The organism is Shewanella sp. Arc9-LZ (assembly GCF_010092445.1).
Taxonomy (GTDB): Bacteria; Pseudomonadota; Gammaproteobacteria; order Enterobacterales; family Shewanellaceae; genus Shewanella.
The window spans coordinates 4,318,495-4,343,553 of sequence record NZ_CP048031.1 but is presented as its reverse complement, the minus strand read 5'-3'; the positions used below and the strand labels follow the sequence as shown (position 1 = coordinate 4,343,553).

Here is a 25,059-nt window from a genome sequence, read left to right as displayed (position 1 = left end):
TGTATTATGGTCGTTATCAGTTATCAGTTATCTATTAGCAGTTAATGCTAGGTATAAGCTAAATACACGAGTGTGACGACTCAGCCTCTCAAATAAGCCCAAAAAGGTAATGTGAACCATGACAACAGCAATAGATTATTATTTTACGAGTCTTTCTCCTTATGCCTATTTAGGCCATAGCACCTTTACCTCGTTGGCTGAACAGCACAAAGCTGCTATCGACTATAAGCCGATTAAACTGGCAAAATTATTTGCTGAATTAGGTGTGTTACCGGTAAAACAACGCCTGCAAGCTCGACAAGACTATCGCTTAATTGAGTTAGCTCGTTGGTCAACAAAGCGCAAATTGACCCTTAATCTACAGCCTGCTTTTTTCCCTGCAGACCCAAGTCTGGCCGACAGATGCACAATTGTGTTACAACAAGCTGGACAAGCTGTCGGTGAATTTGTTGGTAATGTACTGGCAGCATGTTGGGCAAAAGATCAAAACATTGCTGATGAAGCGGTGATTAAGCAAATATTAACCTCACTCAATGTCGACGCCGACAGTGTTGTGCAGCAAGCATTGTCAGCCGAAATCGAAGTAATATACGAATCTAATACTGTAGATGCTATTGAAAAAGGCTTGTTGGGAGTACCGACCTATGTGTATCAAAATGAGCCATTTTGGGGACAAGATAGACTCGATTTACTTAACGACAAGCTGGCTGGATAACGTTATTTAGGTGAGGTCTAAAATAAGGTTGCAGTGGTTATTTACTGCAACCTTTACCGGTGCCAATAGTAATGAACGTTCAAAGGTAAAAAACCATAATCCTTAGCTGTTTATGCGGTGCTAATTTGCGGTTTTTAGAACCAATAACCATGCCTATAAATAAACATTAATTGATAGCCATTATGGTTGAGTATTTTGATTTCAACGCAAAATCACAACCATTATTTCAACTTTGTAATACCTATTAGAACCGCAATAATACCACCCGCCATTCCAGCCCAGGCTTCAATAGGTGTATCACCACTTATGGCGCGGGTAAGTTGGGAGCTCGCTGCATCATAAATATTGTAGCCCCACAACGCTAAAAAAATACCCGCAATAACAAGCACAATCCCAATAATTTTATTATTCATGCTAACTCCAGACTTTGATGAGCTGATAGTTGATAGTTGATAGTTGATAGCTAATAGTTGATGATATCACCGTTGATGACGTTTAGTTGACCATGTCGCAGTAGATAACCTGAAACTAACCAAACACATAACGGCTCTGTATACGAACGCCTCAGACCAACCTCTGGGTATGATCGCTTCCATCTATTTCATTTTTAGCCAAATGAAATAGACACAAGCAAACCTGTTATTTACCTGGCAGTCACTATAGTTTGACGTTATTTCTAATCTGTTCTATTCGCTCGCGGTTAACCCCAAAGTCAGACTCTCCGATACGAGAAGCGGATCTAACATGGATAGTTATTTTATCGGATGCTGTTGACGGAAAGTAAAACTCAACATCATCGACAAACCGCATTATCTGCGAGGTAAATTCTACTCGGATATAATCATCCTCAACCACGACGATATTCGCTCGTTCAGCAGTCTTTAATACGTGCAACAGTTTTGCCTGCGCCTGCTGGCGTGTGCCGACGAACTCAATCGGTTGTATAGCATGCTCTTCATCTGCAGCTGATTGTTGGCTACTGACACAATTTGGCGATTCAGGACATGGCATTAACTGGCCATCATTAATGCCTAAAGTAGGCACGGTGCCAGAACAACCCATTAACAGCGTCATGCTGAGTGTAATAATTGAAATCTGCTTGTACATTATTAATATCCTTTTATTTATTTTCACGGTGACCATAACTCAATACTCGGGTTATTTGCCATTTGTCGTCTACTTTACGCCAAACCATGACAAAGTCAGCTTTACCTTCACATTGGTTGGTTTTATTTTGACAAAAGATATGTACCCCTTCGGTAATCGCACCAAAATCTTTAATCGAGTGGACGTTAAAAGATCCTTCAACCAGCTTTCGGGTGTAATGACCACATGCATTATTTTTTGTATTGGCAATCATGCTGTCACGGTCCCACGTTACCCCACCATTATCATGATAAAACTCAACATCAGCTGAAAAAAAGCTTGCGTGCTTATCTAGCTCTTGCAGATTTTGGCAATGATTAAATGAGTCAAACACCGCAGTATCAAGCGCTTTCATTGTGTCAGCTAACATCACGTCATCAGCCAATGCAGCTATTGAGAAAAAAGCTAATAAAACCAAGCAGATTTGTTTCATCGTTTCGATTCCTTATGGGTTAGTGACAAGGTCACTGGTTCAGTTACAAAGCGTGTTGTAAATAGGCGGTCAAATACGGTTAATACAGAAACTTTATGAGGGCTAAAGTATAACTACAGAATATAAACGTAAAGTCATCGTTCTGAAAATTCAATATTCAAAGGGGTAGGGATTTGAGCCCTACCTCTTACTTCTAAGACGCCTGTATACACGGGTTGTACGAGTATTGAATGAGTAAATGGTTACACCAAACTGTTGTTTTATTTATCGTCAGAAGAATGATGTTCTGCCTCAAGTGCTAAAGCTTAATCATAGTTATTGAGCCATAGTCTCTTGTTATGTGATTTTATTCTGTTTATGGGCATGAGAATCAATTTTTAAGAGATAGATCGTAAACTAATCTATTTGCAGCAGAATAGAGTTGATCCAATGGGTTTGTGCCACAATAATTTTCGATGTATTTAGTAATTGCCTGAGTATCTAGGCCTTCCAAATAACTATTCACCTTCTCGAAGTGCAAGCTTTCATTTTTTGCCGTTACAAAGCCGAGAACCCACTGATTTGCCATATCATGACCACTTCCATTTTTACTTAGGCTCGAATATTTTCCGCATGAGACAGACCCAAGCCCATATGCCATAAACTCACCTGAAGCGCTGTCGGAAAACGAATAAGACGAAGCTAATAAGGCAACTATAAAAATCACAGCTCTATTCATGATGAACCTCCATTTTTCACATAACTTCTTATTATATGGTAACTGTGAAAAAATACACTTTAATAGCATGCCAAATAAGAAACATTAATGCGCCACCAATAGCACACTTAAATTGAAAGCTATTATATTTACCTGCATTAGATGAGTTACTTTCCAATGCAGAAGTAACACCATTAATTGCTGCTTCAATTTCTAGAGGGTGCAGTGGTTGTTGAGGATGAACCCCTTTTTTTAATTGCAATAAGTTAAAATTTGAAAATGTTGCAGTTTGGCACCATTCAAGATATTTACAGCCAAAATAAAAACTTAACCCCCAAAAGATTACAGATAAACCTAATGGTATGTCTGCATAAGTGACTTTTAAACCAATAGTTTTATTTACAGTAAACGCTATTGCTGATGCAACAATAGCCAATAGAAAATATGCATATTTATCTTGGCCAGTACGATGTTGTTTATATAATTCTAGTAATTCAGGATCCGACAATTGATGCATACTCCTTTGCCTTATAACGTTTAGTATTTATGCGTTGCGCTGTTTGCAAGGCATAAATCGCTTGTTGGATTTGGCCGATGCCTAGTCAAAATTAATTGGCATGCTTTATGCTGTAGGGATTTGCATTTTTTGATGCTGGCTCTGGGCTACAGAGCAGTTTTGAGTCAATTGATATCGAGTTGTGGGTTGGTTTTTCATTGAAATTCCTTTTCATGGTATTTTCCTATAATATATCTTTAAGCTTGGTTGATTCAATGAGGGTTACACACTCAATTGAAGCCTCTGTTGGCTCCGCTCCACGGCTTAGTTCAGCGTCCTGTTAAGGGGCAAATTGTAGTTGGCTAAAATGCGGAGCGGAACCAACCAACTTTATTAAAATACCGTTGGGTTAGTATCTGTTTCTTTTTGATATTGTTTTAATAATTTTGAATTCATAGATTGCTGAACCAGTTTTAATAATACATATCTATTTTCATCAGTACGATGGTGCTTATCAATAGAGTACTTTGCAACTTTTACAGCAATACTCCTATTTTTGTCTGAAATAATCCTAATGGCTAAAAGGTGCAAGTTTTCTAATTGACTGCTCTTTTGCTCACGGTATCGAGCAACTTTAGCTTTGGTATCAAGAGTGTCAGGTTCTGTTTTAAAATGATTTAGTTCAGAATCAAGTCCCCCTATTTCTAGTAGGGATCTCTCAATTTCAAAAAGAAGATTATTTTCTTCTTTTTGTTGCGCGTAATAAAGTTGGACGTGGTGTGTTAATACTCCGCCACCCAAAGCTAATGCTGCACCTAAAATTATATACAATGCTTCCATGTACGATATTCACCTAACGCCCGCATAAATTTTGGAGCAAGTGGACGAGTTTTTGCGCCTTTTGTCTTTTGAAAAAAAACGGTTTATAGCTAAATATTACCACCTTTTAGCTGGATTAATAATTCACCTAAATCTCTTTGGGTGCAACCGTCTTCCCAGTGTTCATCATCTGCTAAGTGAATAATTGAGAACACACTAGACCAAAAAACCTTTTCGTTTGCCGTGGGCTCTTTTGGTGATTCATCAGATAAACTCCAAGCATAAGACTTGATGGCCTCATGACCCACTTTCCCAGACAAATAGGACTCAAGCTTCTCAGCTAGCTCCATTTTATTTATTTGTGATACTTCAATACTCATAAACAGTTAAAGACTTATTGAACGGCTCGCCCGATAATGTCGGCTGTTCAAGTTATTGTTTAAATCATCCTACATTCTCTATGTCTTTGATGTAAAGTGATAAAAAACTCTCAACCTCACAAAAAAACCGAGGTTACGTGTTGGTGTCGTTCAAAAAATTAGCGATAATATTTATTTGCAATATTATCAATCAATTATACTTTTCGAAATAAATCTACATTACGACTTTAGGCTTACCTAATGAGTTGTTCATTTTAATTAAGCTAAATCTATTTATACCTGTATATAAAATCAGTTCATTCGGTTAAACACAATCTAACCAGTAAATAATGGTTTCTATAGAAAAGCACCTCAATACTTCTCAATAAAAAAGCCAGCATGTATACCTCAGTGAATGCACTTCCGCGTGCAGAGACATGCCGCCCGTAGACATAAATGACTACACTAATTCGTCATTGAATGAGTAACCACATGCTGAATACACTTTACAACTCATATATAAGTATCGATCTTATAAATAGGAACCCGTGGGTTCAAAGTCCTATTTTTCACCTAAACGAAAAAGGCTCATCATTTCTGATGAGCCTTTTGTCTTGAATATTGCGGAGGGATAGCTTGCTTGTAATAAAGAGGAACCCTGGGTTTAAAGTCCTATCTTTCGCCCAATAAAAAAGGCCCTGTATTTATCGATTTGGCATTTAGTCTTGAATCTTGCGGAGGGATAGCTTGCTTGTAATAAAGAGGAACCCTTGGGTTCAAAGCCCTATCTTTCGCCCAAACAAAAAGGCCTTATCTTTCGATAAGGCCTTTTTGTTTTTAATGTGGCGGAGGGATAGGGATTTGAACCCTAGAACGGGATAAACCGTTGCCGGTTTTCAAGACCGGTGCATTCGACCACTCTGCCATCCCTCCGAACGCGGTGAATAATAAGGGTATTAGAAAAAATGTAAAGCCTTGATGTGTTCGATGGCACAACAAATGTGCAAAATGACACAAAAAGGCTCACGTTTGCACAATATTTACCCTTTTTAATCTTTAAAGCGCTTTCATTGCAAGCTTGCCTCTCTTGTTGGCGAGTTGCCAATAAGAGAGGCTTATATCAACAATAATACTTAGTGTACTAAACCACGACGCTTTAATAGGGCGTCGGTTGATGGTTTTTTACCGGCAAAGTCGATGTAGCTTTGCATTAGATCTTGGCTATTACCTTTTGACAATACTGCGTCACGATATTTTTGGCCATTCTCTTCGGTCAGTCCACCGTGAGCCATCATGTAAGCAAACGAGTCTGCTGCAAACACTTCGGTCCATAGGTATGCGTAATAACCAGCAGAATAACCGCCGCCGAAGCTGTGGCTAAAGTAGGTTGTTTTGTAGCGTGGTGCAATTGGGCCGTAGTCTAGGCCGTGTTTGGCTAGTGCTTGTTTCTCAAAGGCGGCAACATCGGTAATTTCGGTGCCAGCTGGAATTGAATGCCATTCCATATCAAGCAACGCTGCAGCTAAGTATTCAACTGTGCCAAAACCTTGGTTAAAGGTGTGTGCTTTTAACACTTTAGCTAATAACTCTGCAGGAATTGGCTCACCAGTTTGGTAGTGTTTCGCATAGTTGGCTAACACTTGTGGATCAACACTCCAGTCTTCGTTAGCTTGTGATGGAAACTCAACAAAGTCACGTGCAGTTTTGGTACCGGCTAAGCTTGGATAGTTAACTTGTGAATATAAACCGTGAATGGCATGACCAAATTCGTGGAATAACGTGCTCACTTCATCAAACGTTAACAGAGTAGGTTGACCTTCTGCTGGTTTAGGTACGTTAAGTGCGTTGTACACCACTGGCTTAGTATTTTGTAAGAATGACTGACTAACGTACTCATCCATCCATGCGCCGCCACGCTTACCAGGGCGGGCGTACATATCGAGATAGAACAAACCTAGTGAGCTGCCGTCTTTGTTAAAGATTTCATAACCAGTGACGTCTTTATGCCACACAGGTAAGTCAGTACGAGGTTTTACGGTAATGCCGTACAGTTTTTCCATTGCGAAAAACAAGCCGTCGTTTAATACGGTATTCATTTCAAAATAAGGTTTAACCTGGCCGTCGTCTAAGTCATATTTGGCTTTACGCACTTTTTCTGCGTAGTAAGCCCAGTCCCATGGCTCTAAAGTAAAGTCTTTACCGTCTTTAACGATTTCGGCTTGAATGTCTGCCGCTTCTACTTTGGCTTTAACCAGTGCTTTTGGGGCTAAGTCGTCAAGAATGCCATAAACCGCTTCTGGGTTTTTGGCCATTTGGTCGCCTAGCGAGTATGCCGCCCATGTTGGGTAACCTAATAGTTTGGCTTTTTGTGCACGCAGTTGAGCAATTTTGATGTTTAACGGCGCGTTGGTGTCCATGGCGCGATATGCTGAGGTTTCCCATAGCTGTTTACGTATATCGCGGTTTTTAAGGCTAGAAAGCAATGGTTGAGTGGTGGTGTTCACTAAAGTGATCATGTAACCCGTTTTACCAGCAGCTTTAGCGGCAGCAGCTAATGATGCAATGTCGTTGTCTGATAAGCCGTCAAGTAGGGCTTTATCTTCAATTACGATCACGTCGTCATTAAATGACTTTAATACGTTTTGTGAGAAGCTGGTTTCAAATTTGGCTAGTTCACCGTTTAGCTCACGCATTGTTGTTTTGTCTGCGACTGATAATTCAGCACCGGCACGGACAAAACGGTCGTAATACACTTCAACTAAACGTAAGTCTTCGCCTGTTAATGTGGCTTTATTTTTATAAATCGCTTGGATACGAGCAAACAACTTTTCATCAAGATAGATGTTGTCTTGATGTGCCGTTAGCTTAGGCACAATTTGTTCTTCAACACTGATGAAGTTGTCGTCTGAGATAAGCCCTGACAGGTTGAAAAACACTCGTTGAGTACGGTCTAAAATCGCGCCGGTGTTTTCTAGTGCGACAATGGTATTGTCAAATGTGGCTGCTTCGCTGTTATTGGTGATAGCGGCGATTTCAGCTTTGTGATCTTTCATGCCTTGCTCAAATGCTGGCAAGTAGTCGCTGGCTGTTATTTTGTCGAACTGTGGTGCCATGTATTGTAAAGGGCTTGGTGTTAACAGTACGTTTTCGGCAGTTGCAGGCGCTTTAGTCATAGTTGTTGATGCATCTGTTGTGGTTTTGGCTGCCATGGCGGTGTCTGCTGATTGCTCTGAACACGCGCTGAGCATCAGTGCAGCACTAACTGCAGTCGTGATAAGTGTTTTACGCATTGAAATATCCTTGGGTCTTGGCCCTTTTAGGTGTTTTTATGCCTATTCAAAGTGTGTGGTGCGGCTGAATAGTGACAATAAAAACATAAAGTAATAACCCCAGTACAATACCAAGCCTGCGGCTTGCAGCAAAGGTTAATGGTATTAACTAAGATTAATTATTGTAACTAAAGTTGCCAATAGTGATGTTTGTTAGATTTTGCGGCATTCTGGCCGTAATTGTAGTGGTAATTTGCGGATATTCGCGTAGCTTAATAGCAATAGATAGCACGATGAGGGTGATAGATGAAAGCGGGTAAACACGATACAAAACTGCTCAAGCTCGCGATGGAGATTGGCATGGGATACGCGCAAAAGCGTGGTTTTGAAGATTTTGGCAAAGGCATTTCGCCAAAAGATAAAGTGGAATGTATTTATCGATTATTAGTGCAAGACAATTTAATCCAACCATTAGCCGAAGATAAAGATGATGGTCCGAATCGTAAACATAAATTGATATTGTGGATTAGTAAGCAACTGCCTAAAGAACATGAGTTATTGAACTAAGGTTACCAACCTACACCATAAATTAAGCCCAAATGAAATGGTATTTCATTTGGGCTTTTTGTTATTGATTTTAAAATATATTTCTCGTATTGGGTCTAGTGCTGACGCTTACGTCCGTACCTATTTTCGTACCTATTTCCGTGTCTAGGTTCAGGATTAGATATTGAATTAGCGTGATTCAATTTCAACAATTTTTAAGCTTATCAACTGCTTTTGCCATTGCTGCTTATTCACACCCTCTACCCAAATAGTATCACTTTGGCGATGTTGACCATTACGTAGGTAAGTTTCTGGCATACGGAATATAGCTTCCCAGGCTTCAAGCTTTTCTGTTTTGAGCAATGCACCGTTGTCATTGTAAAAACTCACTTCAACTTCAACAACCGTGACATGTTCGTTACTGGTGCTGTCAAAATCGAACACTAAACCGAGTTTATCGCCTTTCCATTTTGTGTCTGCAAGGGCGATTTTAATGCCGTCTTTAGCCGTACTACCCAATAACTCTGGTTGTGCTAACGCCGCTGCAGTTAAGCGTGTGGTTGATACTTGAGTATTCATTGCTGGTGCAGTTGGCATGGCAACCGTTGGTGCTGCAACAGGTGTTGTTACTGCTGCTATTGATGCTGCAGATGCAATGGTCGGCTGTGTTACTCCGTTTGCTTGCTTTGCGATGTCGGCTTTAGCGGCTTGCACTGGTTGGGTTACTGTTTCGGTAATGATGTATTCCCAAGTGAAGTCGTCTTTTAGACGAACATTGGCGCCATTTTCTAAGGTGATAACAGCAACATTGGCGGCCATAGCGGCTGGAGCAAGTAATAAAAATAGGGCTGATGCGATCGCATTAAGTTTGGTTTTCATCTATTCATCCTGATTGAAAGTCTTTAACACTTTGGCTCATTCTACGGACTTTTATAGTAGAAATGGAAATAAACTGTGGTTCGATATTCATATTTTGCCCCTGTATGTGATGGGGCAATATTTTATGTGTGTGTCGCTATTGTTAGGTGATGCATGAATTCATTTTAGAATGTTAATTTCAGGTTAATAATCATACTCATTTAAACGCTGTTTGTTGATGTCGATCAAATGCTGATACCTCTTTGTGAGTAACACTGAGCATGTTTCGAATACATAGAGGACGTGTGATGAAAATTTATTATTCAGTATTGATGTTATCTTCGGTTTTATTGCTGAGCGCTTGTGGCGGCAGTGATAGTACAACCGATGAAGTTAACCCTTTAGGACAATTCTCTTTAGGGGTGTCAGATGCCCCTATGGCGGGAGTGTCCCGGTTAGGGCTAGTGATGAATGAACTTGTTATGACGGACGCTGCGGGGGAAATACACCGTTATAGTTTACAACATATGGAGTTTAATTTGCTCGATTATCAGGGCATGAATAGGCATCTTGCCATTGATAATCTCGATCTACCTGTTGGCCAATATCATAATGTCCACGTGACAATTGATCAGGGTGATGGCAATCAGGGTTGTTACGTTGAAGATGGCCAAGGCCGTCATAGTTTGCAAGTTGAAAATGGTTATTTGCCAATAGAAGATGTTGAGATTATAGCTAATCAACACCGTGTAATGACATTGGAAATTAACTTGTACCAAGGTCTGCTAATGGATCAAGAACAATACCAATTACGTCATCGTGCAATGTGGTCAGTCGATAATAGTCAAATGGGCCATTTAATTGGAGAAGTTGATCCGCAATGGATTGCCAATTGCGAAACTGAGTATTCGGCTCTCACTCCTGTTGGCGGGGAATTTTATCATTTAGCTTATTTATATCCTGACAGTGTCACTTCTATTGATCAAATGGCCGATATGGGAACAACACCTCCTGCAGGGCTAACGGCTCCACTGTCGGTGAGCCGATTGTTACAAACTACGGATGGAGATTGGTATTTTGCAATGGGCTATTTACCCGAAGGGAACTACCGCGTTGGTTATAGCTGTTTAGGTCATTTAGATGATCCAATCCTTGATGACATTAGCACCGGACCATTTGTCATGTATGAAGATGCAGGCTCTATAGCGATTGAATCTGGCCCTCTTGGTGGACAACAAACGGTACATGAGTGTGGCAACGGCAATGGTGGGCATCATGAAGGCCATGGTGGACATGGTGGCTAGTACTGAGGTCAATTGAATTTATCCACCATTTGATTTGGTCAATCAACTAGAGTCAGTAAGACATACAATCAATGATGTCTTACTGACTCTAGCCACGTTATTTTCCCTGTATCCATGTTTATTATGTCGCGATAGATAATGATTTTAGCGCGCCATAACCTCCGTTTTCTCTCTCGATATTACCCAATAAAAAACCAATCAATATTAGCAATTGCTGAAGGTGATGTAGCTCATAAAATCTAACATTGGTGTCAAAAACGGGTTTTGATTTACAGAGTAAAGAGTAAACTCATCCTTAACATGTAAAATTTATACATGAATAATATTTGAGGAGTAGAGTTATGTTTTGTGTGCAATGTGAGCAAACCATTAGAACACCAGAAGGCAATGGCTGTAGTTACTCGCAAGGTATGTGCGGCAAGTTAGCGTCGACGTCTGATATTCAAGATTTATTAATCTATATGCTGCAAGGCGTGTCGGCTTATGCAGTTAAAGCGCGTGAGTTTGGCATTGTAGACAGCGACATTGACACTTTTGTGCCTAAAGCCTTTTTTGCCACGTTAACTAACGTAAACTTCGACGATGAACGCTTAATTGATTATGCCTACCAGGCACAAACCTATCGCGACCAATTAAAAGCGGCTTACATTGCTGCTTGTAAAGGCCAAGGTGTCGAGCCAGAAATGGTCAGCGGTCAAGGTGAGTTATTACTTGCTACATCAAAACCTGAGATTTTAGCCCAGGCGCCAATTGCACTGCTTAACGGCGGAGACGTAAATGAAGACATTTTAGGCTTACGTTTATTATGCCTATATGGCTTAAAAGGCGCAGCGGCTTATATGGAACATGCTCGCGTATTAGATCAAACTGACGTTGATGTGGCTGCTGAGTTCCATAAAATCATGGCATTTTTAGGTGAAGATTCTGTTGATGCAGACAAGCTGTTTGCTACTGCAATGGAAATTGGCCAATTAAACTACCGCATTATGGCGATGTTAGATTTAGGCGAAACCACCTCTTTTGGCCATCCTGAGCCAACACAAGTGAATACCAAATCTGTTAAAGGTAAAGCGATTTTAGTGTCTGGTCACGACATGAAAGATCTAGAGCTTATTCTTGAGCAAACCGCAGGCAAGGGCATTAATGTCTTTACTCACGGCGAAATGTTACCAGCACTTGCTTACCCAGCATTTAAAAAATACGCGCATTTAGTCGGTAACTATGGCGGCGCTTGGCAAAATCAGCAAAAAGAATTTGCCACTTTCCCTGGTGCAGTTGTGATGACCTCAAACTGTATTATCGACCCTACCGTTGGTGAGTACTCTGACCGTATTTATACCCGCAGTATCGTAGGTTGGCCTGGTGTCACTCACGTTGAAGGTGATGATTTCAGCGAAGTGATTAACAAAGCCCTTGAACTTGAAGGTTTTGCTTATGATGAAATTCCCCACATGATCACCATCGGTTTTGCCCGTAACGCCTTAATGGCAGCAGCACCCACCGTAGTTGAAAACGTTAAAAACGGTTCTATTAAGCACTTCTTCTTAATTGGTGGTTGTGATGGCGACAAATTAGAGCGCAATTACTTTACTGACTTAGCTAAGTCTGTGCCTGATGATTCAATTATTTTGACCTTAGGTTGCGGTAAGTACAAGTTCAATAAATTAGACTTTGGTGACATCAATGGTGTGCCACGTTTACTTGATGTGGGCCAATGTAACGATGCCTATTCTGCTATTCAGTTAGCGTTAGCGTTAAAAGATATTTTTGAGTGTGACCTTAATGATTTACCGCTGAGCCTAGTGTTGTCGTGGTTTGAGCAAAAAGCGATTGTAGTGTTGTTAACCTTGTTATCACTTGGGGTGAAAAACATCCGTACAGGACCTACTGCGCCAGCATTTTTATCTGAAAATCTAATGAATATTTTAGAGCAACAGTTTGGTTTGCGTGGCACTACCGATGTTGAGTCAGACTTAAAAGCAATGATGAACGTGGCGTAATTAGCCATAAAAATCGTGCATTTATGTTACACGTATTTGCACGATAACGATTAAAGGCGATATGAGACTTTCATATCGCTAACTGTATTTTTTACTGCGTTAAGGTATCAAAATGAGTAGTGCTCCCTCAGTCGGTTTTTCATTTTCACAAGCGCTTTCTGCCCAAGTGGCTAAAAAGGTGACTCCTGTTAGCGAGGCCCCCGTTATCGAGACCACGCCAACGGTTGAACCCGCTGCACTGGCAACCCCGAAAGCACTTTTGGCAGCTGATAACTGGCAACGAGGCGAGGTACAGCTTTGCTGTGTTGAAAAATGGAATGAAACCCATGATGTGGTCAGTTTCCGCTTTCAGGGACTCACACCGGTTAAATTTAATTTTAAACCGGGGCAGTTTATTACCTTTAAACTAAATATTAATGGCGACAAGGTTTACCGCAGTTACACTATTTCATCGTCACCTTCACGACCATTTTCATTAGTGGTCACGATTAAAAAAATCGCTGGTGGCGTGGTGTCTAATTACTTAACTGAGTCGCTCAATGTTGGCGATGAAGTGACGGTTACTGGCCCTGATGGGATATTTAACTTGGTCGACATTGAGGCCGATAAGTACTTATTCTTAAGCGCGGGTTGCGGCGTAACACCAATGCATTCTATGTCGCGCTGGCTTTGCGATACCACTACCGACAGCGATATTGCCTTCGTACACAGTGCCAAAACTGTCGATGACATTATGTTTGCTAATTCAATGGCGTCGATGGCATCACGAAGCCAACATTTCAATCTCAATTATGTATTAGAGTCTGACGGCAATAAGCAAAATTTGACTGATAAGCATGCCTCTACAGGTTGTGAAAGTGGTCGCTTAAGTTTAGAAACCTTAGTTAAGTTAGTGCCAGATTATCAACAGCGTACCGTATTTGTGTGCGGACCTGAGCCATACATGGCGGCGGTAAAGTTAATGCTTGAAGCTGCCGAATTTGATATGAGTCAGTTCAACCAAGAAAGCTTTGGTGCAAGTAGTGCCATGGGGTTGAAAGCTGCGTTAGAAAGTAATCCATCAACCGAGCAGTTTATGCTGAGCATTGGTGATAAACAGGTGCAGCTAACTGGCGACCAAAGCCTACTTGATGGCATTGAGTCGGCAAAATTACCGATTATTGCCGCATGTCGTTCAGGCGTATGCGGTGCGTGTAAATGTCAGGTTGTTTCAGGCACCACTGTGTCGTCTAGCAAAATGGCGTTAACGGCTGACGAAATTGCAGCAGGCTTTGTATTGGCGTGTTCAACCAAAATGACCTCAGATGTGCGCTTACAAATGTGATATGTCTTACCGTAGTACATATAAGCCAACTTTGTAACGGTCGGCTTATACGGTACTCGTTGAGTGCGAAACTATTGCGATACCATTTGCGACACATGCAGTAGATTAAAATAGTGGTGTCATTGAGGGGATTAAGTATTGCTGGGCAAACTCATTGGCATCTACCGGTTTTCCCAGATGATAACCCTGCCATATGTCAGCCCCTTGCTTAGCCACAAAATCGGCTTGAAATTGATTTTCCACCCCTTCTGCCACTAACGACAACTGTAAGTTATTTGCCATGGCGATAATGGTGTTAACTAACTGTCGGCTCTGTTCTGAAGTATCAAGATTACGAATAAAGCTGCGATCAATTTTGACTGAGTTAAACGGATAGTATTGCAAGTAACTGAGTGACGAATAACCGGTACCAAAATCATCTAACGACAAACGGATCCCATGCTGATTTAACTTGCTCAATACTTCCTGGGCATATGCTGCATCGTGGATTAACGCATTTTCTGTTAGCTCAATCTCAAGCAAATGGCCGGGTATGTTGTATAACTCAAGCAAGCTAACAATCTTATCGACTAAGTAACTGTCTTTTAGTTGTATGGGTGACATATTGATTGCCAGATAAAAATCGCGATTATATAGCTCACGCCAGTAAGCTAATTGTTTCAGAGCGCTTCTTAATACAAAATAACCTATTTCAATGATTTTGCCTGAATGTTCTGCAATTTCAATAAATTCAGCCGGCGAAACTTGGCCTAAAGTTGGGTTGTTCCATCTTATAAGCACTTCAGCGCCAACAACACTTTTACTTTGAGTGCTTACAAATGGCTGGTAATGCAATGACAATTCATCGCGTTTAAGTGCGCCTCTTAATAATGACTCCATTTGTATACGACTAGACAGTTCGGATTCCATTTTTTGGTTAAAGAACTTATAGCTATTGTTATTACCCATTTCACAATGTGATAGCGCGGCGCTGGATTTTCTTGATAGGTCCATAAATCCACTACCATCGTTGGGGTAAAATGCGACTCCCATAGCAGTGGTAATGGATAGCGGTAATTCATCGACATAAATATCTTGGCTAAAGTGCTGACATAAGCGACTGCAAAAAGTCGCCATCTTATCGCCATATAGTTGTTTCTTGGTGCAGATGACGATACAGAAGGTCGTATCACTGACAATGGCAAGATAAGTATTATTGGGTATAAAATGTTGTAGTTTTTGCGCGACCACATTACGTACTTTTTCAGTGATGTCATAACCTAAACCGTCTTGAATGACTTTTAAGTTGGTGATGCTGAAATGGGTTACCGAAATACAGGTTAAGGCGTCGCTTTTCGTCAGGTTGTTAAACACTGTTTCGAGTTGACTAAATTTAGGCAAGCCAGTGACGCTGTCGAAACGTTGTTGAATATCTAATAGTTTTTCCGCGGCGATGCGTGAATCGATTTCTTGCATTAAATTGCTGTTAAGCTGCTCTAAGTCTGATGTGCGCTGCGCAATACGAGTTTCTAACTGTAAATTGGCTTGAGCCAGCTTTTCTTTTTGGTAGAGTATTTCTAGATTACTTTCAACATTTTGACGAAAACAATCTAACAGCAAAATAAGATCATCGGAGTAGCTATTTGCTTTTTGGTCTAGTATGCAAATGGTGCCAAAGGGCTCTCCATCAGGCCAGTTGAGTGGTACGCCATAATAAGAAACCATACCAAATTCAAGCTCAGGATTTTGACTCCAGCGAGGATCTTCTAGGGCATTTTTGACATGTAATTCTGTTTGCTGCTCAATCACTGATTCGCAATATAAACTATGTCCCAGCATGTCTTTCATCCCGGGGGCATATGGGCTGTTGGCATTATGATTGGCGACAAACACTTCCATTTCATCAGTGTGAAGTTTCATAATTAACGATGCAGGCACTTGAGCGACTTTGGCAATCAGATCAACTGTTTTTTGCCAAGACTTCAGCATTTCAGGGGTTATCGCAATCGTATTATTTTTCAAAAGTGTAATTACCTCTTATTTTATTGTGTTGTTACTCAATAAACAGGCTGTTTGTATGTGAAGAAATACGGTAGCAGGCCACCAGTCTGTAATGGGTGAGTTCGAGATAATTAACATCTAAACTTTATGGCATCTAAATTTATTGCATATAACTAAGTGATATTATTATTCTTTACAAATCAATTCGTTATATTGGCACGGCGTCATGGTGCACTGATGTAACCTGAAGTCTTGAATGAAGGAAAAATACTGGTTGGGTAATTTCAGAGAGTCCATTGTGATACTACATACCGGCTTAAGTGTTGTAGCTGCTCTTTCATCCATGAATATCGTATCGATTTCTTGCAATACACTAATACAACCTAACACATATGCAGTCTCTATGTTGGTCATTAATATTGTTTTGTTATTTGCTCAGCTATAGGCGAGTGATATGGCTTAGTGTTAGCTTTATGGTATTTAATTTTTTATGTAAGCTTTTGATTAAAAATAATTTATATTTTATTGCTAAAAACGTTTAATACTATTCTCAGCGGTACTAATTTTATAAGGTTAATTTGATTTCGGTACATGAAACGAAGCTAATGTTAAGCCAGCACGATAGAGTCAGCTTTAATGAAAAAGCAACATGTTAGTTTTTTGCTTGCTGTTTTTTTAGATTTAGATGTTGAGATAGATTTAGTGCTTAGCGTTAGTACTTAGATAAGTGCTCGTTAGTTGCCGTTCAATAACATGGCATAACGATTAAAAGTAAATTCATCTCGTTGGAATTGAGAATGAAATGTCATGCCTAGTTTAGTGACCACATTGATTGAGCCGCTATTAGCATCGACAACAGTGGCATAGACGATGCCTAAATCCATGTGTTGTTTGGCATATTCGATACAGGCTAGGTTGGCTTCTGTCGCTAAACCAATACCCCAGTAATCAGGGTGCAAGCGATAACCAATATCGACGGCATTAATACGAGTTTCATTTTTAAAACCGCAAAACCCAATCACAGTCTTGGTCTCTTTCAGTACCACAGCCCAACGGCCAAAACCGTATTGCTGATATTCAGCTAACCAAATATTGGTAATGATGTTTTCGGCGTCGGTTAATGTTGTGCACATTCCTGCGTCACCGGTATAGAGGCTGACTTGTTCTGGAGCATTAAAATGCAATACTGCAGGTGCATCTTCAAGGGTAAATTCTCTTATAATTAACCTTGGTGTTTCAGTAATGACTGTCATTGATTTCCTTTATTATTATTTCTCTGACCACAATGACTTAATCACTATGCCACTACTAACATTATCCCTTAACTTGCGGTTACCTAAAACCCATTACAAAGTGGCTTAAGCTTATGGTAGGTTAACATACTCAAATCCCGACAATTAAGAATAATAATATGACCTGCTTACGTGTTGCGTACCCCTTATTGGCGTTAGTGTTTTCAGCTTCGTCGTTGTCTGTTACTGCTAGTGCGAGCGATCTTGATCTCTCTGTAAGTAAAGCATTACCAAAGCTTGAGCAACTATATCTACACCTGCATCAACACCCTGAATTGTCATATCAAGAAAAAGCCACTAGCCAACGTATGGCGCAAGAACTAAAGCAATTAGGCTTTGAGGTTACTGCTAATTTTGGCGGTTATGGTGTGGTCGGTATTGTCAAAAACGGTAAAGGCCCCGTGGTGATGATCCGTGCTGATATTGATGGCTTGCCAATTATTGAACAAACGGGAAAAGAGTACGCATCGACCGTGACAACCCTTAATGCGGACAACAGTACTGTTGGGATTATGCATGGTTGTGGCCACGATATTCACATGACCAGTTTAATTGGTACTGCACAGCAACTGATGCTTCACAAAGCCGACTGGCAAGGTACTTTGATGATGGTGGCTCAACCCGCAGAAGAAGTCGGTGGCGGCGCCAAAGCCATGCTAAAACAGGGGTTGTTTAGCCAGTTCCCAACACCAGACAGCATTATTGGTTTGCATGTGAGTGCGTCAATTCCTGCAGGCAAAGTCGGCACCGTAAGTGGTTATGCCTTGGCGAATGTTGATTCGGTTGATATTACCATTAAGGGCAAAGGTGGCCATGGTGCTTATCCGCACGTCACTATCGATCCAGTGGTACTTGCTGCGCGCACAGTACTTGCACTGCAAACCATTGTTAGCCGAGAAGTCTCGCCGTTAGAGCCTAATGTGGTTACTGTTGGCGCTATTCATGGTGGCTCAAAACACAATATTATTTCAGATGAAGTGAAGCTTCAGCTGACCTTACGCTCGTATAATCCTAAGGTTCGTGAGCAGCAAATCGCGGCGATTAAACGTATTACTACCGGTATCGCGATTAGTGCTGGCTTGCCAGATGACCTTATGCCTGTGGTGTATGTACATGATGATGAAACCATTCCGTCAACCTATAACGATCCCACGTTAGCCGCTAAGGTTAAAGCCAGTATTGAAGCCGAATTAGGCAGCGATAATGTGCTGGTGGCACCACCGGTAATGGCTGGCGAAGATTTTGGTTTATATGGGCTCACTGCAGAGAAACGTCCGATTACTTTATTTTGGCTGGGCGGGGTAGAACCTAGCCAGTATCAAGCGAGTGTTGAGTCTGGCGATACCTTGCCGTCTTTGCATTCTAGTCAGTTTGCGCCAGATTATTCGCTAACTATCCGCACTGGGGTTAGGGCTATGACAAAATCCGCGATGGATTTATTTAATCAACCAGCGCAATAAACTTGAACGTTTACATTCAAGTCAGTTTGCCCCCGGTTATCTATGCCGTTAACCATTCGCACTGGGGTTAGGGCTATGACAAAATCCGCGATGGATTTATTTAATCAACCAGCGCAATAAACTTGAACGTTTACATTCAAGTCAGTTTGCACCCGGTTATCTATGCCATTAACCATTCGCACTGGGGTTAGGGCTATGACAAAATCCGCGATGGATTTATTTAATCAACCAGTGCAATAAACTTGAACGTTTACATTCTAGTCAGTTTGCGCCAGATTATTCGTTAACTATCCGCACTGGGGTTAGGGCTATGACAAAATCTGCGATGGATTTATTTAATCAACCAGCGCAATAAACTTGAACGTTTACATTCAAGTCAGTTTGCACCCGGTTATCTATGCCGTTAACTATTCGCACTGGGGTTAGGGCGATGACAAAATCCGCGATGGATTTATTTAATCAGCCAGCCCAATAAGTGGAAAGTGTTTAAAGGATAGAATTTCATTCAACAATAAGCGCGATAGCCGCCTACGGTTCTATATAATATAATGGCGGCTATTCTCATTTTTGGAACATGGCTGTATATGATTATCTTTAGCACCAACCTTGGCGATTTTACCGTAGAGCTTGAAATGGAACGTGCGCCGGTTTCTTCAAAAAACTTTTTAAAATACTGCCAAGACGGTTTTTATGACGGCACTATTTTTCATCGGGTTATTAAAGGTTTTATGGTGCAGGGCGGTGGCTTAACCGCCAAAATGAAAGAAAAACCTACTCGTGACCCTATTGCCAATGAAGCCAATAAAGGTTTGAACAACGTGTTGGGTACTTTGGCGATGGCTCGAACAGATTCGCCGCATTCAGCTACTGGGCAATTTTTTATTAATGTTGCCGACAATGATTTTCTAGACCACGCAGCAATGACCAATGCGGGTTGGGGTTATGCGGTGTTTGCCAAAGTGACCGCCGGTATGGATGTTATTCAGCAAATGGAGCGAGTTAAAACAACGACGATGGCAGGCCATGAAGATGTACCGCGTGAGCCGATTATTGTTGAGAAAGTGACCATTGTTGACGAGAAACCTGTTGCTTAAATGTGCAGTGCTATTTACACACTCGCTATTAAACATTAGCGAGTAAGTAATAGCTATTAAGCACTTACTATTAAGCACTTACTATTAAGCACTTACTATTAAGCACTTACTATTAAGCACTTACTATTAAGAACTAGCTTAAAACAACGCAATAAAAAAGGTTCGACATCACTGTCGAACCTTTTTTGATCTGTGCTAAACCACAGTAGTCACATTAAAGTGTGAAACGAATACCAATGGCAATGCCGTCATCTTCAGACAGTTCCATTCTGGCTTGTTGTGCTTTGTCTGCGCTGGTGAAATCGCTGTAATCACGGCGAGCTTCAACATATAAAACAGTATCTGGGTCAAATACATAATGTAAACCTACTACGAAAAACTGACGTTTAAAAACGTCATCTTGATCGGCATTGTAGTTAGGTTGGATCACGTAGTTAGATCCAGCATCAAGAATGTTGTACGAAATAAAAGTACGAATGTTGTTATCGAACTTGTACGAGAACAATGATTCAATACCCACAGCGTCGTTAATTAAACGACCGATATTGTCGGTGTCATGATTTTCGTTTTTGTTTACGTTGGCAGCAGCATAAAAACCATTCTGCTCAAAGTTGCCCCAAGTGATACCCATGCCGTAAATAAGATCAACAGCAGTGGATGTTCCACCGTTACCAAAGGTCACATCAAACTCACCACGGTTAACACCGGCAGTTAGCACTAGCTTATCAGTGGCTTGGTAAGTGACAGCACCACCATAGGTATAGTTATACTCAACTTGCTGTGCCGACGTTGAACTTGCTGCCCATAACTCTTCACAGGCATCTTGAGTGATATTTTCTACATCACAAGTATAGAAAGCACTGTTTTTAAGTTGGGCTTGCACGGCAAAACTTATGTCGCCAAAGCTGTTACGATATTGAACTGTTTTGTCACCACGACCGACACCATTTACCGCGCCGTCATCTTTGTTGTAAGTGTAAACACCCGCAGTGTTTCCGTCCCATACAAAGCCATAGTTTGTGCTGTACACCACGTCATACCAAGCACCCCATTGCTTGCCAATTGTGATGCTACCGTATTTGTCATGTGATAAACCGGCATAACCAAGACGATTATAGAAAAACTCGTCTTGAATTGATTCAAAGCGATTATTGTAAACAATATCTGTGCTACCTACTGGATTTACACCCCATTCAAGCAAGGCGTAAGCTTTCCAGTCATTTTGTAGTTGACGACTAAAACCAAAATTAATCCGTGAAGCACCGTTAACAACTTCTGTTTCACCTTGAGTATTGATCACGCGCGCATCGATAAAGCCGCCAATTTTAACCGCATTAACATCATCTTTATAAACTTCGATTGCTGACGCTGCAGGTGCAATAAGAATTGTTGAAATTAATGCTGCAATTAATGTTCTGTTCATTTTAATCTCTTGTCTTGTTGTTTGAGTAAGCACAGCTTAGTCCGTTAATATATCTTTCCATTGAGGCGACGGAGAATATCAAACCTATGAGTGACTCACAAAGTGAAATGTGCTCAAAAAAGGCGATATATCTCATAAAATTCGTTGTTCAATGACTTAGTAAAATCGAGTGTTAATACTGAGTTGTACCGCAGTTAACAATTGTAAGTAAATGTTAATTGGTGGTTACTTACGCACTTAATGTGGTTTTTTATTCGCCTTTAAAATAGCGTGTTTTTTGAGCGTTTATTTGATGTAGATCGCGACTTTATTTTACCAATGGCATACGCTTAATTTAGCACTGTTATCGATTTTATCGGGGGCGACATTATGGACATGACTTTACAGTTTCACGGCGCAACTCAAGAGGTCACTGGATCTTGCCATTTACTCACAGTCAAAGGGCAGCAAGTGCTGCTTGATTGTGGATTAATTCAAGGGAGTAAAGCTGACGCGTTACGTAATCACGATCCTTTTCCATTCGACGCCACACAAATCCATGCAGTGGTATTAAGCCATGCCCATATTGATCATTCCGGCCGTTTGCCTTATTTGATTAATCAGGGGTTTACTGGACCCATTTATACTCAAAAAGCCACCGCACAGTTATGTGATGTCATGTTGCGTGATGCAGCCATGCTGCAAGAAAGAGATACCGACAGGCAAAATAAAAAACGTGCAAAACATGATTTAGAACTGCTTGAACCGCTATTTACCGAAAAAGATGTCGATCAAGTAATGGCGCAGTTTGTGATGGTAGATTATGGCCAGCGAGTGCAGGTTGCCGATGGGGTAGAGGTTTGCTTGTCCGATGCGGGACATATTCTGGGTTCTGCGGTGGTGGAGTTGTGGTTAGGCAATAAACCTCAACAGAAAAAACTGGTTTTTAGTGGTGATTTAGGTCGTGCAGGTATGCCGGTTTTGGATGACCCAACGTTTATTGAACAAGCTGATTTAGTGCTAATGGAAAGTACTTACGGCGATAGGTTGCACCGCAGTTGGCAAGATACCTTGGTTGAACTGAAATCAATTTTCAAACGAACTATTCATGAAAGTAGGGGCAATATTTTGATCCCGGCATTTTCAGTGGGACGTGCTCAAGAGCTTCTTTATCTATTTCATTTATATGCCAAAGAGTGGGACTTATCACGTTGGCGTATTTGTTTAGACAGTCCAATGGCGATAAAAGCAACCGAGGTATATGTTAACAATTATCCGTTGATGGACGATGACTTTAAGCGTTTTACCCGCTTATCGCCTGGGCAACATCCGTTGTTATCCAGTGCTGAATTTGTGTGTAGCACTGAAGAGTCGATAGAGTTGAACGATATTCATAAAGGATTAATCATTATTGCCGGCAGTGGTATGTGTAATGGCGGCCGAATTCGCAATCATTTTGTGCATAACCTATGGCGTAAAGAAGCCGATATTATTATTTGTGGTTTTCAGGCAATGGGAACGCCAGGGCGGATATTAGTCGACGGTGCTGAAGAGCTGACGATTCATGGCCAAAGTATTAAGGTTGCTGCCAGTATTCATACTGTAGGTGGGTTATCAGCCCATGCTGACCAAGCCGAGTTATTGTCTTGGTATCGCCATTTTGAGCAATCACCCGCGGTAATATTGGTACATGGTGAACTAAAAGCACAGCAAGTATTGATTGAAGCGCTTAATCAAGACAGTGTTAAAAAACCGAAAAATAGCGCCATTGCTGAGCGAGGAGATTGTTTAGACTTAAATGCTTTGCCAGAGTTTGTGTGGCTGAATAAGGCGAGTGAATATAATGATCCATCAGCAATTTAATTTGAGTGAAGGGGTTATTAGGTGAACGATTGCTTAGCCTGCGGGCTAAGCATCAATTTCGTGTTGCAGCTTTTCAATATCGTCTAATATGCGCATAAACTTTTGCCCAAATTCGGTCACTTGGTATTCTACTCTCGGTGGAATTTCAGGGTAATTAATTTTATTCAAAATGCCAAATTCGATGTTTTTTTTCAAACATTGATTCAGTACTTTGGTGCTGAGTCCTTCAACTGATTTTACCATTTCACCGGGACGATTAATGTTATTGGCTAATAACTGATACACAGTTAATGACCATTTACAGCCGTAAATGGTTTCGACCATACGGGCACTTTTTTCTGGGGCAGACTTTCGCAAAAATAATTTTTCTTTTGTATTCATTAATATGTACCTAAAAGTACCTATAGGACTTAATTGTACTTACTATTCAATTGGATAGTTTGCCAATAAGCTTAACACACTTACTCTTTTATTAGGTGTGCTCAAATGACGAATTCAACTCAAACAACAGCGCTGATTATTGGCGGCACAAGCGGTATCGGTTTTGAAACCGCCAAGCAACTCGTGTCGCAAGGTGTTGATACCATTATCGTTGGCAATAAAACCGATAAACTCAATGCTGCAGTGGCGCAACTGTCTTCGCTGGGGAATGTCAGTGGGTTTCAAGCCAATTTATATGACCCGCAAGATCTCAGCCGTTTGATCAATATGATCAATTCCATGGATCATAAAATCGATCATTTAGTGAATGCTGCAGGCTATTTTAATCCTAAGCCGTTTTTAGATCATCAAATGAGTGATTACGATATTTACATGGAGCTTAACAAAGCCATTTTTGTGATTTCACAAGCGGTAGCCAGAAACATGATTAAACATCATGGCGGTAGCATAGTGAACATTGGTTCTATGTGGGCTAAACAAGCCATTAAAGCCACACCGTCAAGCGCATATTCTATGGCCAAAGCAGGATTACATGCGTTAACTCAGCACATGGCAATGGAGCTGGCGGGGCATCACATTCGTGTTAATGCGGTATCGCCAGCTGTTGTTAGCACGCCAATTTATCAAGCTTTTATCGAACCGCAAGATATGGCTAGTGTGCTCGACAGTTTCAATCCATTCCATCCCATTGGCCGAGTAGGTAGCCCGACCGATGTAGCAAATAGCATAGTATTTTTGTTATCAGATAAAGCCGCTTGGGTGACTGGCGCGGTATGGGATGTAGATGGTGGCGTGATGGCTGGCCGTAACTAATACTCCGCTTACAATAGAGCATTGCCTATTTGAAATATGAATGTTTGGGGGGCGATCTTGGTCGCTCCTTGTTACTCGCTAACTTACATCCAATAACATTACATCCGATAACTTTAGATTAAATCACACTTAATAAGCGTTAATATTTCATTCTATAAATCGCTCTAACACGTTAAGCTATAGATAAATAAGTGATGTGAGCGGCGTGATGAAGTTAGTTAACATTAATAAAAGCCAGTATCGTTCGGTTAATAATCAAGTGCAGATAGGTTTAGTGGCAACGCTGGCTATTTTGTCAGTAATATTGGGTCAGTTGATGATCTATTTTTTTGGCGTTAAGCCATTACCCGGTGCAGAGGCTACTGGCAATTTTCATCTTAATTTTACTGGGGTGATTTTGGCGTTAATGGTGTGCGTATTTTTAATACGTAACCTGCGTTCAAAACCGAAATTTTATGAAGTGTATTATGTGTGGCAACTGAAACAGTTGCAGAACAAAATTTACCGCAAGCTTAAATCGATTCAACTAGCCGCCAAAGACAATAACCGTGATGCATTAGTCATCCTCAGTTTTTATTATCAAAGCTTAGCGCTAGTGTATGAGTTAGATAACAACACCTTAACTATTTCAAACGTCAATAATGAGTTAGATAAACTACAGAAATGCATTGATGCGGCTGGTATTTCTGTTGATGCTGATGAGTTTACTCCCGACATGCTACAAGCCTTTTAGACCATCATCTGTTGA

23 protein-coding genes and 1 tRNA gene are annotated in these 25,059 nt (G+C 40.9%); 10 read left to right on the top strand and 14 right to left on the bottom strand.

Features of this window, described 5'->3' with window-relative positions; all coding sequences use genetic code 11:
- Positions 1–118 precede the first annotated feature (118 nt).
- Complete coding sequence (locus GUY17_RS18700) at positions 119–715, top strand: 2-hydroxychromene-2-carboxylate isomerase (protein ID WP_162023978.1); 597 nt, start codon at positions 119–121, stop codon at positions 713–715.
- Positions 716–936: 221 nt separating this feature from the next.
- On the opposite strand, the gene GUY17_RS18695 is transcribed toward GUY17_RS18700, so the two are convergent.
- The 9 genes from GUY17_RS18695 to GUY17_RS18655 form a co-directional block, all read right to left on the bottom strand.
- Positions 937–1,128 (bottom strand): DUF3185 family protein, encoded by a 192-nt coding sequence (locus tag GUY17_RS18695; protein WP_101085056.1) that lies wholly within the window; start codon positions 1,126–1,128, stop codon positions 937–939.
- Positions 1,129–1,372: 244 nt separating this feature from the next.
- Positions 1,373–1,822, bottom strand: coding sequence for a DUF1499 domain-containing protein (locus GUY17_RS18690; RefSeq protein WP_162023977.1), 450 nt, complete (start codon positions 1,820–1,822; stop codon positions 1,373–1,375).
- 13 nt (positions 1,823–1,835) lie between these two features.
- Positions 1,836–2,294 (bottom strand): nuclear transport factor 2 family protein, encoded by a 459-nt coding sequence (locus tag GUY17_RS18685; RefSeq protein ID WP_162023976.1) that lies wholly within the window; start codon positions 2,292–2,294, stop codon positions 1,836–1,838.
- Between the two features lie 370 nt (positions 2,295–2,664).
- Positions 2,665–3,012, bottom strand: a complete 348-nt coding sequence (locus GUY17_RS18680) for a hypothetical protein (protein ID WP_162023975.1) — start codon at positions 3,010–3,012, stop codon at positions 2,665–2,667.
- A 31-nt stretch (positions 3,013–3,043) separates the two neighbouring features.
- Positions 3,044–3,508: a hypothetical protein gene (locus GUY17_RS18675; RefSeq protein WP_162023974.1), complete on the bottom strand. Its 465-nt coding sequence runs from the start codon at positions 3,506–3,508 to the stop codon at positions 3,044–3,046.
- A gap of 372 nt (positions 3,509–3,880) precedes the next feature.
- The gene (locus GUY17_RS18670) at positions 3,881–4,327 is read right to left on the bottom strand and encodes a hypothetical protein (RefSeq protein WP_162023973.1); all 447 of its coding nucleotides are present in this window, start codon (positions 4,325–4,327) and stop codon (positions 3,881–3,883) included.
- Between the two features lie 89 nt (positions 4,328–4,416).
- On the bottom strand, positions 4,417–4,686 hold the full coding sequence (locus GUY17_RS18665; RefSeq protein ID WP_162023972.1) for a hypothetical protein: 270 nt from the start codon (positions 4,684–4,686) through the stop codon (positions 4,417–4,419).
- Between the two features lie 822 nt (positions 4,687–5,508).
- A tRNA-Ser gene (locus GUY17_RS18660) sits at positions 5,509–5,598 on the bottom strand.
- Positions 5,599–5,798: 200 nt separating this feature from the next.
- Positions 5,799–7,955, bottom strand: a complete 2,157-nt coding sequence (locus tag GUY17_RS18655; RefSeq protein WP_162023971.1) for a M3 family metallopeptidase — start codon at positions 7,953–7,955, stop codon at positions 5,799–5,801.
- A gap of 285 nt (positions 7,956–8,240) precedes the next feature.
- On the opposite strand from GUY17_RS18655, the gene GUY17_RS18650 reads away from it, so the two are divergent.
- Positions 8,241–8,501 (top strand): DUF5062 family protein, encoded by a 261-nt coding sequence (locus GUY17_RS18650; protein ID WP_011639029.1) that lies wholly within the window; start codon positions 8,241–8,243, stop codon positions 8,499–8,501.
- 168 nt (positions 8,502–8,669) lie between these two features.
- On the opposite strand, the gene GUY17_RS18645 is transcribed toward GUY17_RS18650, so the two are convergent.
- The gene (locus GUY17_RS18645) at positions 8,670–9,359 is read right to left on the bottom strand and encodes a DUF3157 family protein (RefSeq protein ID WP_101085062.1); all 690 of its coding nucleotides are present in this window, start codon (positions 9,357–9,359) and stop codon (positions 8,670–8,672) included.
- A 287-nt stretch (positions 9,360–9,646) separates the two neighbouring features.
- Here GUY17_RS18645 and GUY17_RS18640 point away from each other — a divergent pair, with 287 nt between their 5' ends.
- The 3 genes from GUY17_RS18640 to GUY17_RS18630 all read left to right on the top strand — a co-directional run bounded on the left by GUY17_RS18640 (position 9,647) and on the right by GUY17_RS18630 (position 13,966).
- The gene (locus GUY17_RS18640) at positions 9,647–10,642 is read left to right on the top strand and encodes a DUF4382 domain-containing protein (RefSeq protein ID WP_162023970.1); all 996 of its coding nucleotides are present in this window, start codon (positions 9,647–9,649) and stop codon (positions 10,640–10,642) included.
- A gap of 341 nt (positions 10,643–10,983) precedes the next feature.
- Positions 10,984–12,642, top strand: a complete 1,659-nt coding sequence (hcp, locus tag GUY17_RS18635; protein WP_162023969.1) for a hydroxylamine reductase — start codon at positions 10,984–10,986, stop codon at positions 12,640–12,642.
- A gap of 112 nt (positions 12,643–12,754) precedes the next feature.
- The gene (locus GUY17_RS18630; RefSeq protein WP_162023968.1) at positions 12,755–13,966 is read left to right on the top strand and encodes a hybrid-cluster NAD(P)-dependent oxidoreductase; all 1,212 of its coding nucleotides are present in this window, start codon (positions 12,755–12,757) and stop codon (positions 13,964–13,966) included.
- Between the two features lie 105 nt (positions 13,967–14,071).
- Here the strand turns inward: GUY17_RS18630 and GUY17_RS18625 are convergent, their stop codons facing one another.
- Both GUY17_RS18625 and GUY17_RS18620 read right to left on the bottom strand, forming a co-directional pair.
- The gene (locus GUY17_RS18625) at positions 14,072–15,967 is read right to left on the bottom strand and encodes a sensor domain-containing phosphodiesterase (RefSeq protein WP_162023967.1); all 1,896 of its coding nucleotides are present in this window, start codon (positions 15,965–15,967) and stop codon (positions 14,072–14,074) included.
- A gap of 713 nt (positions 15,968–16,680) precedes the next feature.
- Complete coding sequence (locus GUY17_RS18620; RefSeq protein WP_162023966.1) at positions 16,681–17,199, bottom strand: GNAT family N-acetyltransferase; 519 nt, start codon at positions 17,197–17,199, stop codon at positions 16,681–16,683.
- A 158-nt stretch (positions 17,200–17,357) separates the two neighbouring features.
- Here GUY17_RS18620 and GUY17_RS18615 point away from each other — a divergent pair, with 158 nt between their 5' ends.
- On the top strand, positions 17,358–18,698 hold the full coding sequence (locus tag GUY17_RS18615) for a M20 family metallopeptidase (protein WP_174839658.1): 1,341 nt from the start codon (positions 17,358–17,360) through the stop codon (positions 18,696–18,698).
- A 584-nt stretch (positions 18,699–19,282) separates the two neighbouring features.
- Entirely contained in the window at positions 19,283–19,792 is a 510-nt protein-coding gene (locus tag GUY17_RS18610) for a peptidylprolyl isomerase (protein WP_162023965.1), read from the top strand.
- A 214-nt stretch (positions 19,793–20,006) separates the two neighbouring features.
- On the opposite strand, the gene GUY17_RS18605 is transcribed toward GUY17_RS18610, so the two are convergent.
- Positions 20,007–21,215 (bottom strand): porin, encoded by a 1,209-nt coding sequence (locus tag GUY17_RS18605; RefSeq protein WP_162023964.1) that lies wholly within the window; start codon positions 21,213–21,215, stop codon positions 20,007–20,009.
- A gap of 369 nt (positions 21,216–21,584) precedes the next feature.
- On the opposite strand from GUY17_RS18605, the gene GUY17_RS18600 reads away from it, so the two are divergent.
- Complete coding sequence (locus tag GUY17_RS18600; protein WP_162023963.1) at positions 21,585–23,057, top strand: MBL fold metallo-hydrolase RNA specificity domain-containing protein; 1,473 nt, start codon at positions 21,585–21,587, stop codon at positions 23,055–23,057.
- A gap of 45 nt (positions 23,058–23,102) precedes the next feature.
- On the opposite strand, the gene GUY17_RS18595 is transcribed toward GUY17_RS18600, so the two are convergent.
- The gene (locus tag GUY17_RS18595; RefSeq protein WP_011639018.1) at positions 23,103–23,438 is read right to left on the bottom strand and encodes a helix-turn-helix domain-containing protein; all 336 of its coding nucleotides are present in this window, start codon (positions 23,436–23,438) and stop codon (positions 23,103–23,105) included.
- A gap of 105 nt (positions 23,439–23,543) precedes the next feature.
- Between GUY17_RS18595 and GUY17_RS18590 the strand changes: the two genes are divergently transcribed.
- Both GUY17_RS18590 and GUY17_RS18585 read left to right on the top strand, forming a co-directional pair.
- On the top strand, positions 23,544–24,311 hold the full coding sequence (locus GUY17_RS18590; protein WP_162023962.1) for an SDR family NAD(P)-dependent oxidoreductase: 768 nt from the start codon (positions 23,544–23,546) through the stop codon (positions 24,309–24,311).
- 208 nt (positions 24,312–24,519) lie between these two features.
- Complete coding sequence (locus tag GUY17_RS18585) at positions 24,520–25,044, top strand: DUF3087 domain-containing protein (protein ID WP_162023961.1); 525 nt, start codon at positions 24,520–24,522, stop codon at positions 25,042–25,044.
- Positions 25,045–25,059: the final 15 nt, after the last annotated feature.

Bases quoted from the DNA above. Each gene is read 5' to 3' on its own strand.
- GUY17_RS18655 (WP_162023971.1), bottom strand. From the start codon at position 7,955: ATGCGTAAAACACTTATCACGACTGCAGTTAGTGCTGCACTGATGCTC.
- GUY17_RS18650 (WP_011639029.1), top strand. From the start codon at position 8,241: ATGAAAGCGGGTAAACACGATACAAAACTGCTCAAGCTCGCGATGGAG.
- GUY17_RS18595 (WP_011639018.1), bottom strand. From the start codon at position 23,438: ATGAATACAAAAGAAAAATTATTTTTGCGAAAGTCTGCCCCAGAAAAA.
- GUY17_RS18610 (WP_162023965.1), top strand. From the start codon at position 19,283: ATGATTATCTTTAGCACCAACCTTGGCGATTTTACCGTAGAGCTTGAA.
- GUY17_RS18600 (WP_162023963.1), top strand. From the start codon at position 21,585: ATGGACATGACTTTACAGTTTCACGGCGCAACTCAAGAGGTCACTGGA.
- GUY17_RS18680 (WP_162023975.1), bottom strand. From the start codon at position 3,012: ATGAATAGAGCTGTGATTTTTATAGTTGCCTTATTAGCTTCGTCTTAT.
- GUY17_RS18615 (WP_174839658.1), top strand. From the start codon at position 17,358: ATGACCTGCTTACGTGTTGCGTACCCCTTATTGGCGTTAGTGTTTTCA.
- GUY17_RS18690 (WP_162023977.1), bottom strand. From the start codon at position 1,822: ATGTACAAGCAGATTTCAATTATTACACTCAGCATGACGCTGTTAATG.
- GUY17_RS18670 (WP_162023973.1), bottom strand. From the start codon at position 4,327: ATGGAAGCATTGTATATAATTTTAGGTGCAGCATTAGCTTTGGGTGGC.
- hcp (WP_162023969.1), top strand. From the start codon at position 10,984: ATGTTTTGTGTGCAATGTGAGCAAACCATTAGAACACCAGAAGGCAAT.
- GUY17_RS18665 (WP_162023972.1), bottom strand. From the start codon at position 4,686: ATGAGTATTGAAGTATCACAAATAAATAAAATGGAGCTAGCTGAGAAG.
- GUY17_RS18675 (WP_162023974.1), bottom strand. From the start codon at position 3,508: ATGCATCAATTGTCGGATCCTGAATTACTAGAATTATATAAACAACAT.
- GUY17_RS18605 (WP_162023964.1), bottom strand. From the start codon at position 21,215: ATGAACAGAACATTAATTGCAGCATTAATTTCAACAATTCTTATTGCA.
- GUY17_RS18585 (WP_162023961.1), top strand. From the start codon at position 24,520: ATGAAGTTAGTTAACATTAATAAAAGCCAGTATCGTTCGGTTAATAAT.
- GUY17_RS18640 (WP_162023970.1), top strand. From the start codon at position 9,647: ATGAAAATTTATTATTCAGTATTGATGTTATCTTCGGTTTTATTGCTG.
- GUY17_RS18685 (WP_162023976.1), bottom strand. From the start codon at position 2,294: ATGAAACAAATCTGCTTGGTTTTATTAGCTTTTTTCTCAATAGCTGCA.
- GUY17_RS18645 (WP_101085062.1), bottom strand. From the start codon at position 9,359: ATGAAAACCAAACTTAATGCGATCGCATCAGCCCTATTTTTATTACTT.
- GUY17_RS18630 (WP_162023968.1), top strand. From the start codon at position 12,755: ATGAGTAGTGCTCCCTCAGTCGGTTTTTCATTTTCACAAGCGCTTTCT.
- GUY17_RS18590 (WP_162023962.1), top strand. From the start codon at position 23,544: ATGACGAATTCAACTCAAACAACAGCGCTGATTATTGGCGGCACAAGC.
- GUY17_RS18695 (WP_101085056.1), bottom strand. From the start codon at position 1,128: ATGAATAATAAAATTATTGGGATTGTGCTTGTTATTGCGGGTATTTTT.
- GUY17_RS18620 (WP_162023966.1), bottom strand. From the start codon at position 17,199: ATGACAGTCATTACTGAAACACCAAGGTTAATTATAAGAGAATTTACC.
- GUY17_RS18700 (WP_162023978.1), top strand. From the start codon at position 119: ATGACAACAGCAATAGATTATTATTTTACGAGTCTTTCTCCTTATGCC.